General features: G+C 69.8%; 10 protein-coding genes. 9 read left to right on the plus strand and 1 reads right to left on the minus strand.

The window, feature by feature from the left end; genetic code table 11:
* Positions 1-2 precede the first annotated feature (2 nt).
* Positions 3-629 (plus strand): TetR/AcrR family transcriptional regulator, encoded by a 627-nt coding sequence (locus ASD43_RS14810; RefSeq protein ID WP_056420065.1) that lies wholly within the window; start codon positions 3-5, stop codon positions 627-629.
* Between the two features lie 8 nt (positions 630-637).
* Here ASD43_RS14810 and ASD43_RS14815 read toward each other — a convergent pair whose 3' ends face one another.
* Positions 638-2,146 (minus strand): PucR family transcriptional regulator, encoded by a 1,509-nt coding sequence (locus tag ASD43_RS14815; RefSeq protein ID WP_056420069.1) that lies wholly within the window; start codon positions 2,144-2,146, stop codon positions 638-640.
* Between the two features lie 115 nt (positions 2,147-2,261).
* Between ASD43_RS14815 and gabT the strand changes: the two genes are divergently transcribed.
* The 8 genes from gabT (at position 2,262) to ASD43_RS17260 (ending at position 12,320) form a co-directional block, all read left to right on the plus strand.
* Positions 2,262-3,623 (plus strand): 4-aminobutyrate--2-oxoglutarate transaminase, encoded by a 1,362-nt coding sequence (gabT, locus tag ASD43_RS14820; protein ID WP_056420072.1) that lies wholly within the window; start codon positions 2,262-2,264, stop codon positions 3,621-3,623.
* A 1-nt stretch (position 3,624) separates the two neighbouring features.
* On the plus strand, positions 3,625-5,103 hold the full coding sequence (locus ASD43_RS14825) for an amino acid permease (RefSeq protein ID WP_056420073.1): 1,479 nt from the start codon (positions 3,625-3,627) through the stop codon (positions 5,101-5,103).
* Between the two features lie 78 nt (positions 5,104-5,181).
* Entirely contained in the window at positions 5,182-6,564 is a 1,383-nt protein-coding gene (locus ASD43_RS14830; protein ID WP_056420078.1) for a flavin monoamine oxidase family protein, read from the plus strand.
* Entirely contained in the window at positions 6,564-7,448 is an 885-nt protein-coding gene (locus ASD43_RS14835) for a universal stress protein (protein WP_056420081.1), read from the plus strand. Before ASD43_RS14830 ends, ASD43_RS14835 begins: the two co-directional genes overlap by 1 nt.
* On the plus strand, positions 7,448-8,992 hold the full coding sequence (locus tag ASD43_RS14840) for an APC family permease (protein WP_056420082.1): 1,545 nt from the start codon (positions 7,448-7,450) through the stop codon (positions 8,990-8,992). Before ASD43_RS14835 ends, ASD43_RS14840 begins: the two co-directional genes overlap by 1 nt.
* Before the next feature lie 33 nt (positions 8,993-9,025).
* Positions 9,026-10,492, plus strand: coding sequence for an NAD-dependent succinate-semialdehyde dehydrogenase (locus ASD43_RS14845; RefSeq protein WP_056420085.1), 1,467 nt, complete (start codon positions 9,026-9,028; stop codon positions 10,490-10,492).
* Positions 10,493-10,519: 27 nt separating this feature from the next.
* Positions 10,520-11,884, plus strand: a complete 1,365-nt coding sequence (locus ASD43_RS14850; protein ID WP_056420089.1) for an NAD-dependent succinate-semialdehyde dehydrogenase — start codon at positions 10,520-10,522, stop codon at positions 11,882-11,884.
* A 271-nt stretch (positions 11,885-12,155) separates the two neighbouring features.
* Complete coding sequence (locus tag ASD43_RS17260; protein ID WP_157551056.1) at positions 12,156-12,320, plus strand: hypothetical protein; 165 nt, start codon at positions 12,156-12,158, stop codon at positions 12,318-12,320.
* The last annotated feature ends 30 nt before the right edge of the window (positions 12,321-12,350 follow it).

The raw sequence follows: 12,350 nt of genomic DNA on the forward strand, positions 1-12,350 counted from the left end.
CGATGAGCACGGATGAGCGGTCGGCAGCGGCACGAAGGCCCCGTGGTCCGTACGCCACGGGGCAGGCTCGCCGACAGGCCATCGTCGACGAAGCGCTCGCCGTGTTCTCCCGCACGGGATTCCACGGTGGATCCCTGCGGGAGATCGCGAAGCGGGTCGGCGTGACGCCGGCGGGGCTGCTGCACCACTTCGCCGACAAGGAGGAGCTGTTCGCCGAGGTGCTGCGTCAGCGCGACGAGAAGGTGCGGGCGGCCGCGGGCGACCCTGCGGAGCACACGCTGATCGAGCAGGCCAAGAGGGTCGTGGCCCACAACCGGACCTCGCGCGGTCTGACGTCGCTGTACGCGATCATCTCGGCGGAGGCCACCGACCCCGACCACCCCTCGCACGTCGACTTCGCGGCCCGCTACCGTGACCGTGCCGCCGACGCCGAGCAGATCCTCCGCCGCGGGCAGGTCGACGGCGAGGTGCGCGACGACATCGATCCCGCCCGTGCGGCGCGACTGATCAGTGCGGTGATGGACGGCATCCAGCTGCAGTGGCTCCTCGACGACTCCGTCGACATGGTCCTGCTCTTCGAGGAGTTCGTCGCGGGCTATCTGACTCCCGCTGCGGCGCCGACCGGCTGAGAGCGTCGTCAGTCCCTGGCGGTCTGCAGGAGCGCCCACAGCTCGGCGCGCGCCGGGAACGACGACAGGTCGAACCCCAGCAGCACGCCCGCCTGGGTGATGCGGGAGCGCAGAGTGTGCCGGTGCACGCCGAGCACCGCGGCCGCGGCCTCGCTCTTCGCATCGTGCTCCAGCCAGATGCGCACCGAGGTCTCCAGTTCGCCGCCGGTCCTGGTGTCGTGGTCGCGGAGAGCTGCGAGACGGGACTCGGCCACCAGACGCGCCTCGTCGGTCGCGAGTGCGCTGAGGATGCTGGAGCCCACCGTGTCGGCGTAGGCGAAGACGCCCGGACCCTGTTGTTGCCGGAGTGCTGCGAGGGCCTGGGCATGCGCGCGGGAGAAGGCGTCGTAGGACTCCGAGCCCGACGCGCCGATGCGCACGCCGAAACGGGTGGCCACCTCGTCGAGCAGAGACGCGTCCGCGGCGGAGAGGCAGAGGACGACGCCGTCCGCCGATTCCGCGAGGAAGCTCGCCGTGCCGTGCTCGCTGCGGCGCCGCTCCCACCAGTCCGTCAGGGGGCCGGCCGGTCCGTCCGCGGCGACGGCGACGATCACCGGAGCCGCGGGCATGCTGCCGAGCACCCGGCGGGCGAGCGCGGGGTCGTCGCCGAGCAGCGAGCCCAGCAGCTGCGAGTGCAACCGGCGGCGGCTGCGGGCCAGCTGATCGCTCTGCTCGAGGGCGAGACCCGCCATCGCGATCACCGATGTCACGACGGTGCGCGCCTCGGCGTCGAGAGCATCGACGGCGAGGGCGATGACGCCCCGCAGGTGCCCGCCGCGCCCGACCGTGAAGAGCGTGAAGGTGCGTTCGTCGATGGTGAGCGACTGCCCGGTCTCCAGCCCGCGCGCGAGCACCTCGGTGGCGCGGACGCCGAGCGGGGCGAGCGCCTCCGGCGGCAGGGCCGAGGGGGGATGCGAGAGCTGCAGCGCGCCGGAGGCGTCGTACATCCCGACCCAGACGCCGAGCCGGCGGCCGAGCTCCGCGACCGTCGCATCCAGGCCGCGGGGGCGGAGCGCCGCCAGGGCGAGCGCGCGCTGCGTGTCGAGTGCCCAGGACCTGCGGGCGTACGCCTGAGCGGCGATCGCCTCGGAGTGCGCGCGGGCGACGGCGATGAACGGCGTGCGGTAGGGCACCTCGAACAGCGGTATGCCTCGGCGCGCGCATTCGATGACGAGCTCGTCGGGCACCCCCGCGCGGTGCACGTCGGAACCGAAACCGAGGCCGAGCACGCCGCGATCGGCGAGCCGACCGACGTACACGTCGAGGTCGGCGTCGGCATCGAACTGCGTGCCGGTGGTCAGCAGTGCCAGATCCTCGGCGAGGAACGGCGTCGGATCGGCGAGGTCGGAACTGTGCACCCAGCGCAGGGGGCGATCCAGCGCTCCGGCCGGCAGCGTGTCTTCCCGCGAGACGAGACGCAGGCCCAGATCGGTGCGAGCGAGAAGAGCGCGCAGCGTCGGCTGCTCGGTGGCATCCATGCCGATGTCCTCCTCGCGCTCGTCGGGCCGAGCTGTACAGTGCGGCGATGATCCTGATCAGATTGTACAGTCCGGCGAGTGCAGGGGCCCCCGCCGCGGTCGTACGCTCGCCCACATGGCACTCCTCGACACCGCAGCAGTCGCAGTTCCCCTCGGCGGCCCCGACCTCCCCCAGGAGCGTCGACTCGTGACCGACCTCCCCGGCCCCCGGTCGGCCGAGATCCTCGCCCGCAAGGCCGACGCCGTCGCCGCCGGTGTCGGGCACACCGTTCCCGTCGCGGCCGTCGCGGCCGGCGGGGGCGTGGTCGTCGACGCCGACGGCAACTCCCTGATCGACCTCGGCTCCGGCATCGCCGTGACCACGGTCGGCAACGCGCACCCGAAGGTCGCCGCGGCCGTCGCCGCGCAGGCCGCGCAGTTCACGCACACCTGCTTCATGATCTCGCCCTACGAGTCGTACATCGGCGTCGCCGAGGCGCTCAACCGGCTCACCCCCGGCGACTTCGCCAAGAAGAGCGCTCTGTTCAACTCCGGCGCCGAAGCCGTCGAGAACGCGATCAAGATCGCGCGCAAGCACACCGGTCGCCAGGCGGTCGTCGCGTTCGACCACGGCTACCACGGCCGCACCAACCTCACGATGGCGCTGACCGCGAAGTCGATGCCGTACAAGAGCGGCTTCGGACCGTTCGCCCCCGAGGTCTACCGCGCGCCGATGTCGTATCCCTTCCGCGACGGGCTCGAGGGTGGCGAGGCGGCCTCCCGCGTCATCCTGCAGCTCGAGAAGCAGATCGGCGCCGACAACCTGGCGGCCGTGATCATCGAGCCCATCCAGGGCGAGGGCGGCTTCATCGTCCCCGCCGACGGATTCCTCCCCGCGATCGCGTCGTGGTGTCGTGCCAACGGCGTCGTCTTCATCGCCGACGAGGTGCAGACCGGCTTCGCGCGCACCGGCCACATGTTCGCCAGCGAGATCTTCGGCATCGAGCCCGACCTCATCACCACCGCCAAGGGCATCGCCGGCGGCCTGCCCCTCGCCGCGGTCACCGGCCGCGCCGAGATCATGGACGCCTCGCACTCCGGCGGCCTCGGCGGCACCTACGGCGGCAACCCGATCGCCTGCGCCGCGGCGCTCGCCGCGATCGACGTCTTCGAGAACGACGGCGTGATCGAGCGCGCGCGCGAGATCGGCGAGATCCTCACGCGTCGCCTCGGCGAGATGCAGGAGAAGGATGCCCGCATCGGAGACATCCGCGGACACGGCGCCATGATCGCCGCCGAGTTCGTCGATCCCGAGACGAAGGCGCCCGACGCCGCGCTCACCGCGGCGGTCGCCAAGGCCTGCGTCGCGCAGGGGGTCATCGTCCTCACCTGCGGCACCTATGGCAATGTCATCCGCTTCCTCCCTCCGCTCGCCATCGGCGACGACCTGCTGAACGAGGGTCTCGACGTGGTCGCCGCCGCACTCGCCCAGGCCTGACATGTCGGCGGAATCGGAATCGCAGTGGGACCGGCCCGTCTCTCCTGAGACGTCGGCCGGTTTCGCCGGCGCGAACCCGCGCACGAAGAAGCTGCGGTCCCGTCACATCACGATGATCACCCTCGGGGGGATCATCGGCGCGAGCCTCTTCGTCGGATCCGGCAACGTCATCCGCACGGTCGGGCCTGCTGCCGTGGTGTCCTACCTCATCGGCGGACTGCTCGTGTTCCTCGCGATGCGCATGCTCGGCGAGATGGCGGCCTCGCGCCCGGCCATCGGCTCCTTCATGGAGTACGCCAGGGTCGGCCTCGGCAATTGGGCCGCCTACCTGGTGGGGTGGCTGTACTGGTACTTCTGGGTCGGGGTGCTCGCCTACGAGGCGGTGCTCGGCGGCGAGACCCTGGCGGGCTGGTTCCCGGTCGTCCCCTCGTGGGCATGGTCGCTGGTCCTCATCGCGATCTTCGTCGGCACGAACGTCATCTCGGTCCGCACCTTCGGCGAGGTCGAGTTCTGGCTCGCCAGCATCAAGGTGCTCGCCATCGTCGTGTTCCTCGGCGCCGGTCTGCTGTTCGCGTTCGGCCTCTGGCCGAATTCCGAGGTCTCGGTCTCGAACCTGTGGGAGCACGGGGGCTTCGCCCCGAACGGCTTCGGCGTCGCGTTCACGGGGGTCGCGCTGGTGATCTTCTCGTATTTCGGCACCGAGATCGCCGTGATGGCATCCGCCGAGTCCGAGGACCCGGCGAAGGGGATCCGCCAGGCGACGAGCACGATCATCTGGCGGATCCTGCTCTTCTTCGTCGGATCGGTGCTCATCATCGTCACGGTGGTGCCCTGGGACGAGCTCCCCGTGCCGACCGACGTGGCCACCGCCCCGTTCACGTACGCGCTCGAGCAGTTCGGCATCCCCGGTGCGAGCATCATCATGCAGCTCGTCATCTTCACCGCGGTGATCTCGGTGCTGAACTCGGGTCTCTACTCGGCATCCCGCATGTTCTCGGCGCTCGCCGAGCAGGGGTTCGCGCCGCGCATCGTGGCGAAGAAGTCGAAGAGCGGCGTGCCGGTCATGGCGCTGCTCGCCTCGACGATCGGCGGGCTGATCGCCACGCTGGTGAACTTCTTCACGCCGGGGTCGGGGATCTTCGACTTCATCATGAACTCCGCCGGACTCGTCGCGCTGTTCGTCTACGTCTTCATCGCGCTGACCCAGTGGCGCCTGCGGCAGCGGATGACGTCGGAGGAGGTCGCGAACCTCACGCTCAAGATGTGGCTGCACCCGTGGCTGAACTTCCTGCTGATCGCGTGCATCGCCGCGGTGGTCGTCGTGATGCTCACGACCGAGGGCGGGCGCACCCAGGTGTGGACGAGCCTGATCGCCACCGGCGTCCTGGTCCTCTTCTGGCCGCTCGTGCGCCGGAATCTCGCGAAGCGCCCCACGGCGCCGACCACCACGACTCCGGGAAGCGACGCCGTCGCGACCTGAACACCCGTCCGGTCGCGATCCATATCGGGGGATGTGGGATCGCGACCGGCACGACACTTTCCAACGAAGGAGAAGCAGATGGCTGAGATCACTCGTGACGTGCTGATCGTCGGCGCCGGAGCCGCAGGGCTCACCGCGGCGAACGACCTGCGCAAGGCCGGCCTGTCGGTCGCCGTGCTGGAGGCCCGCGACCGGGTGGGCGGACGTCTGTGGACCGACGTCGTCGACGGCGCCATGCTCGAGCTCGGCGGCCAGTGGGTCTCGCCGGATCAGGACGCGCTCAAGGACACGATCGAGGAGCTCGGTCTCGAGACCTACAGCCGCTATCGCGAGGGCGACAGCGTCTACGTCGGACCCGACGGACAGGTGCACCGTTTCACCGGCGAGATGTTCCCGGTGTCGGCGGCGACCGAGGCGGTCATCGCCGAGATCACGTCGCAGCTGGACGCGATGGTCGCCGAGATCGACCCGGACCAGCCGTGGGCGCACCCCCGCGCCGCGGAGTGGGACTCGGTGACGTGGGACGCCTGGCTGCGCGCGCAGACCGACGACGACGAGGCCGTGCTGAACCTCGCGTTCGCCACGGGCTCGGCGATGCTCACCAAGCCGACGCACTCGTTCTCGCTGCTGCAGTCGCTGCACATGGCCGCCTCGGCAGGGTCGTACTCGAACCTCGTCGATGCCGACTTCATCCTCGACCAGCGCGTGGTCGGCGGACTGCAGAAGGTGCCGCTGCTGCTCGCCGAGCGCCTGGGCGACGACGTCCTCCTGAACCAGCCGGTGCGCTCGCTCGAGTGGAGCGACGACGGCGTCATGGCGACGACCGACGAGCTCACCGTGCGCGCCCGCTTCGCGATCCTCGCGCACGCTCCCGTGCTCTACAGCCGCATCGCCTTCGTGCCGCCGCTGCCGCGTCGCCAGCACCAGCTGCACCAGCACCTCTCGATGGGCTTCGTGATCAAGGTGCACGCCGTCTACGACCGCCCGTTCTGGCGCGAGCAGGGGCTGAGCGGCACCGCCTTCAGCCCGTACGAGCTCGCCCACGAGGCGTACGACAACACCAATCACGGTGACGAGCGCGGCACCCTGGTCGGCTTCGTCAGCGACCAGAACGCCGACGACCTCTTCGCGCTGTCGGCCGAGGAGCGCAAGGAGCGCATCCTCGCCTCGCTGTCGCACTACTACGGACCCGAGGCCGAGAACCCCGTCGTCTACTACGAGAGCGACTGGGGCACCGAGGAGTGGACGCGTGGCGCATACGCCGCCAGCTTCGACATGGGTGGTCTGCACCGCTACGGAGCGGATCTGCGCACCGCCGTCGGCCCGATCCACTTCGCCTGCAGCGACATGGCGGGCGCCGGATTCCAGCACGTCGACGGCGCCATCCGCATGGGGCACCTCGTCGCGTCGACCATCGTCGAGTCCCGCAGGGCAGCCGGCGACCAGGCTGAGGTCGGCTGATGCCCGGCGCGGTCGTCGTGGGGTACACGGCGACGGACGCGGGTGCGGATGCCGCGGCTCTCGGCGCGCGGCTCGCCCGCAGTCTCGGGGCTGTCCTGCATCTCGTGATCGTGCTGCCCTCCGAGGGCACGCGCAGCGCGGCGGTGCCGCCGGAGCGCGCGTACGAGGACCACATCCGCCGCCAGGCGAAGGAGTGGCTCGAGGATGCGGTCGTGCGCCTGCCGCAGGAGCTGACCCGCACGGGGCACGTGCGGTTCGGGGAATCCTTCGCCGAAGGGCTGATCGCCGCGGGTGAGGAGTTCGACGCCCGCATCATCGTGGTCGGCACGGCCAACGGCAGCATCTTCGGACGCCACCGCCTCGGCAGTGTGGCGTCGGAACTGCTGCACTCGTCGACCATCCCGGTCGCGCTTGCCCCCGCGGGCACCGCCGAGGAGGACGATCATGTGCTGCCGCGCGTCACCGTCGCGGTCGGCACCCGCCCCGGCGCCGACAACCTGCTCGACGAGGCGGCGGCGATCGCCACCACGTCGCGAGTCGGTCTCCGCTTGGTCTCCCTCGTCCCGTTCGACGTCCCACCCGGACTCGACACCGGTGCCATCCGACTGGTGGGCACCGAGCACGGTCGCGACGTGCTCTCGGTCGCCAAGGGGCTGCTGCCCGAGGATCTGCCCGCCGACGTCGAGGAGGCCCCCGGCGACACGGTCGAGGATGCGGTGTCGAACCTGTCCTGGCTTCCCGGCGAGGTCGTCCTGGTCGGCTCCAGCCGCCTGGCGCAGCCGCGCCGCCTGTTCCTCGGCTCGACCGCGGCGAAGATGCTGCACGAGCTCCCCGTCCCGATGATCGTCGTCCCGCGCACCCGCGCCGAAGCAGGAGTCCGCTGATGAGCAGCTCGAACCGGGCGACGGAGCCCGAATCCGGTGTGACGACCGGGATCTCGCAGAAGGGCCTCAGCGCAGGGTCCGTCGGCGTGCTCGGCGCCGTGGTCATCGGCGTCTCGACGATCGCCCCCGCCTACACGCTGACCGCCTCGCTCGGCCCGACGGTCGCGGTCGTGGGCACCCAGGTGCCGGCCATCATCCTCGTCGGGTTCATCCCGATGCTGCTGACGGCGTTCGGCTATCGCGAACTGAACCGGATGATGCCGGACTCCGGCACCTCGTTCACGTGGGGCGTGCGCGCCTTCGGCCCGTGGATCGGCTGGATGACCGGATGGGGACTCATCGCCGCCACCGTCATCGTGCTGTCGAACCTGGCCGGCATCGCGGTCGAGTTCCTCTTCCTCCTCATCGCGCAGCTCTCCGGCAACCCCGGGATCGCCGACCTCGCGTTCAACCCCGTCATCAACGTCGTGGTCTGTCTGCTCTTCATGCTGGGCGCGACCCTCGTGTCGTACCGCGATATGCAGACGACCCAGAAGTTCCAGTACATCCTCGTCGGCTTCCAGGTGCTCGTGCTCGTCGTGTTCGCGACCGTCGCGATCATCAAGGCGGTCTCGGGCGATGCGCCCGAACCCACCGCGTTCTCGTGGTCGTGGTTCAATCCGTTCGAGGTCCCCTCCTTCAGCGCCTTCGCCGCGGGCCTGTCGCTGTCGATCTTCATCTTCTGGGGCTGGGACGTCGTGCTCACCATGAACGAGGAGACGAAAGACCCCGCCAGGACTCCCGGTCGCGCCGCGATGGTCACCGTCTTCGTCGTGGTGAGCCTCTACCTGCTGCTCGCGATCGGCCTGATCATGTTCGCGGGAGTCGGCTCGGGCGCCTACGGTCTCGCGAACGAGGACATCTCCGCGAACGTCTTCTTCGCCCTCTCCGACCCGATCCTCGGGCCGCTCGCCTTCCTCGTCTCGCTCGCGGTGCTGTCGAGCTCGGCGGCGTCCCTGCAGTCCACGGCGGTCGGCCCCGCCCGCACGCTGCTGGCCATGGGGCACTACGGAGCGCTGCCGAAGAAGTTCGCGAGGGTGAGCCCGCGCTTCTTCACCCCCGGCTACTCCACGATCGTCTCGGCCGTCGTCGCCTCGGTCTTCTATGCCGTGATGCGCCTGGTGAGCGAGAAAGTCCTCACCGACACGATCCTCTCGCTCGGCATGATGATCTGCTTCTACTACGGCCTCACGGCGTTCGCGTGCGTCTGGTACTTCCGGCGCCAGTGGTTCGACTCGGCCAGGAGCTTCTTCTTCACGTTCCTGTTCCCGCTCGTCGGCGGCGCCATCCTCGCGGTGCTGTTCGTGACGACCCTCATCGACTCGATGGATCCGGCCTACGGCAGCGGATCCAACATCGGCGGCCTCGGGCTCGTCTTCGTGCTCGGTGTCGGCATCATCGTGATCGGCATCGTGGTCATGATCTGGCAGTCCATCCGTCGCCCGGCGTTCTTCCGCGGCGAGACCCTCGGCGTCGACGCGCCGCCGAGCGCTCGCCGCCGCTGACCCTTCCTCCCGCTCCCACAGAAAGAGATTCCCATGAGCACTCAGACAGAGCAGGCGCTGCTCGACAGCATCCCCACCGGCCTCTTCATCGGCGGCGAGTGGGTCGAGGGCAGCACCGGCAAGACCTTCGACGTGCAGGACCCGGCCACCGGTGCAGTCATCCGCACGATCGCCGACGCGACGCCCGAAGACGGCATCCGCGCGCTGGATGCGGCCGTCGCCGCGCAGGACTCGTGGGCGGCCACGGCGCCGCGCACCCGCAGCGAGATCCTGCGCAAGGCATTCGACCTCGTGCAGGAGCACAAGGAGGACCTCGCGCTGCTGATGACCCTCGAGATGGGCAAGCCGCTCGCCGAGGCCCGCGGCGAGGTCGGATACGGCGGCGAGTTCCTCCGGTGGTTCAGCGAGGAGGCGGTGCGCATCAGCGGCCGCTACGGCATCAACCCCGAGGGCACCGGACACATGGTGGTCTCGCAGCGTCCCGTCGGCCCGTCGTTCTTCGTCACGCCGTGGAACTTCCCGTTCGCGATGGCGACGCGCAAGATCGCCCCGGCGCTGGCTGCCGGCTGCACGGTCGTGATCAAGCCCCCGGCACTGACCCCGCTGACCACGATCTTCTTCACCTCACTGCTCGAGAAGGCGGGACTTCCGAAGGGTGTCGTGAACGTCGTGCAGACCTCGAAGTCCTCGGCACTGTCTGCTCCGATCATCGCGGACCCGCGGCTGCGCAAACTCTCGTTCACCGGCTCGACCGAGGTGGGCCGCAAGCTCATCGCCCAGGCCGCCGAGGGCGTGCTGCGTGTGTCGATGGAGCTCGGCGGCAACGCCCCGTTCGTGGTGTTCGACGACGCGGACCTCGACAAGGCCGTCGACGGCGCGCTCGCGGCGAAGTTCCGCAACATCGGTCAGGCCTGCACCGCCGCCAACCGATTCATCGTGCACCGGGACGTCGCCGACGAGTTCGCGCGCAAGGTCACCGAGCGCGTGAACGCGATGAAGATCGGCCGAGGCACGGAAGAGGGCGTCGCGATCGGACCGCTCATCGACGCGGATGCCGTCGCGAAGGCCGGCGAGCTCGTCGACGACGCGGTGAACCGCGGTGCGACGCTGCTGGCCGGCGGCAAGGCCGTCGAGGGCACCGGAACCTTCTACGAGCCCACCGTGCTCACCGACGTGGTCGCCGGATCCGCGATCCTCCGCGAGGAGATCTTCGGGCCGGTGCTCGCGATCGCGACCTTCGAGACCGAGGACGATGCCGTGCGCCTCGCGAACGACACCGAATACGGACTCGTCTCGTACGTGTTCACCGAGAACCTGCAGCGCGGCCAGCGGATGATCGATCGGCTCGAGACCGGCATGATGGGTCTCAACGTGGGTGTGGTGTCGAACGCCGCGGCCCCCTTCGGCGGCGTCAAGCAGTCGGGCGTCGGCCGCGAGGGCGGCCTCGAGGGCATCCACGAGTACCTGTCCACCAAGTACACGCTGATCCCGGTCTCCTGACCGCTCGGCCCAGAGGAGGATGAACACATGACCGACTACACCGTCATCAACCCCGCCACCGGAGAGACGCTGGCGTCCTTCGACACGTTCACGGACGCGCAGATCGAGGAGGCGGTCGCCGCCGCCGACGAGGCGCACCGCGACTGGTCCCGGTCCTCGACCGTCGCCGAGCGCGCCGAGCTGCTGCGCCGCGCGGCCGCTCTGCACCGCGAGCGTCGCGAGGAGCTCGCCGACGTCTTCGTGCGCGAGATGGGCAAGCCCCGTGAGGCCGCGCTCGGAGAGGTCGACTTCGCGGCCGACATCGCCGAGTACTACGCCGACCAGGCCGAGGCCATCATGGCCGACCAGCCGATCGCGATCCTCGGTGACGGCTCGGCCATCGTGCGTCGCTCGTCGCTCGGGCCGCTCATCGGCATCATGCCGTGGAACTTCCCGGCGTACCAGATCGTGCGTTTCGCGGCGCCGAACCTGATCGTGGGCAACACGATCCTGCTCAAGCCCGCGCCGCAGTGTCCCGAGTCGTCGACCGCCATCGAGGCGATCTACCACGACGCCGGATTCCCGAAGGGGGCGTACCAGAACGTCCTCGCGACGAACGACCAGATCGCCGACATGATCGCCGACCCGCGCGTGCAGGGCGTCTCTCTCACGGGGTCGGAGCGTGCCGGTGCCGCCGTCGCCGAGATCGCCGGACGCAACCTGAAGAAGGTCGCGCTGGAGCTCGGCGGCTCCGACCCGTTCATCGTGCTCTCCACCGACGATCTCGACGCCACGGTGCAGGCCGGCGTCGACGCACGTCTCGACAACAACGGCCAGGCGTGCAACGGCGCCAAGCGGTTCATCATCGTCGACGACCTCTACGACTCGTTCGTCGAGAAGTTCACGGCGGCGATGGCGTCGGTGACGGCGACCGATCCGACGCTCGATGACACGGTGCTCGGCCCCGTCTCGTCGGAGGCTGCGGCGGAGAACCTGCAGAAGCAGATCGATCAGGCCGTCGAGCAGGGCGCGACGCTGCTGACCGGCGGCACCAGGGACGGCGCATTCTTCGCGCCGACCGTGCTCGCCGACGTCACGCCAGAGATGAACGTCTACCGCGAGGAGCTCTTCGGCCCCGCGGCGGTCGTGTACCGGGTCGCAGACGAGGACGCGGCCGTCGCCCTGGCGAACGACACGACCTTCGGCCTCGGATCGTACGTCTTCACGACGGATGCCGAGCAGGCTGAGCGCGTCGCCGACAGCATCGAGGCGGGCATGGTCTACGTGAACCTCGTGCTCGCCGACAGCCCCGAGCTGCCCTTCGGCGGCATCAAGCGCAGCGGCACCTCGCGGGAGCTGGGCCACCTCGCCGCCGACGAGTTCGTCAACAAGAAGCTCATCCGCATCGGCTGAGCGCCGGCCCTTCGTCTCGCCGCGCGGTTCCTGAGCGCCCTTCGTCTCGCTGCGCTCGCTCAGGAACCGGAGCGCGGCGACGGCCTTTCCCGCCCCCTGAGCGCCCTTCGTCTCGCTTCGCTCGCTCAGGAACCGGAGCGCAGCGACGGCCTTTCCCGCCCCCTGAGCGAGGAGCGCAGCGACGACCTTTCCCGCTTCCTAAGCGAGGAGCGCAGCGACGAGACGAAGGGCGGGTTGCCCTTCGTCTCGCTTCGCTCGCTCAGGGTGCGGGGTGTGGCGCAGCGACGGCCTTTCCCGCTTCCTGAGCGAGGAGCGCAGCGACGAGACGAAGGGCGCGGCGCCCTTCGTCTCGCTTCGCTCGCTCAGGGGGCGAGGCGACTGCCTTTCCCGCTTCCTGAGCGAGGAGCGCAGCGACGAGACGAAGGGCGGCGTGTGAGGTCGTGTCGAGCTTCGACGGGTGCCGGAA

Source organism: Microbacterium sp. Root553 (assembly GCF_001426995.1).
Taxonomy (GTDB): domain Bacteria; phylum Actinomycetota; class Actinomycetes; order Actinomycetales; family Microbacteriaceae; genus Microbacterium.

Excerpts from the sequence above, each read along its gene's own strand:
- ASD43_RS14810 (WP_056420065.1), top strand. The coding sequence starts at position 3 with ATGAGCACGGATGAGCGGTCGGCAGCGGCACGAAGGCCCCGTGGTCCG.
- ASD43_RS14815 (WP_056420069.1), bottom strand. The coding sequence starts at position 2,146 with ATGGATGCCACCGAGCAGCCGACGCTGCGCGCTCTTCTCGCTCGCACC.
- gabT (WP_056420072.1), top strand. The coding sequence starts at position 2,262 with ATGGCACTCCTCGACACCGCAGCAGTCGCAGTTCCCCTCGGCGGCCCC.
- ASD43_RS14825 (WP_056420073.1), top strand. The coding sequence starts at position 3,625 with ATGTCGGCGGAATCGGAATCGCAGTGGGACCGGCCCGTCTCTCCTGAG.
- ASD43_RS14830 (WP_056420078.1), top strand. The coding sequence starts at position 5,182 with ATGGCTGAGATCACTCGTGACGTGCTGATCGTCGGCGCCGGAGCCGCA.
- ASD43_RS14835 (WP_056420081.1), top strand. The coding sequence starts at position 6,564 with ATGCCCGGCGCGGTCGTCGTGGGGTACACGGCGACGGACGCGGGTGCG.
- ASD43_RS14840 (WP_056420082.1), top strand. The coding sequence starts at position 7,448 with ATGAGCAGCTCGAACCGGGCGACGGAGCCCGAATCCGGTGTGACGACC.
- ASD43_RS14845 (WP_056420085.1), top strand. The coding sequence starts at position 9,026 with ATGAGCACTCAGACAGAGCAGGCGCTGCTCGACAGCATCCCCACCGGC.
- ASD43_RS14850 (WP_056420089.1), top strand. The coding sequence starts at position 10,520 with ATGACCGACTACACCGTCATCAACCCCGCCACCGGAGAGACGCTGGCG.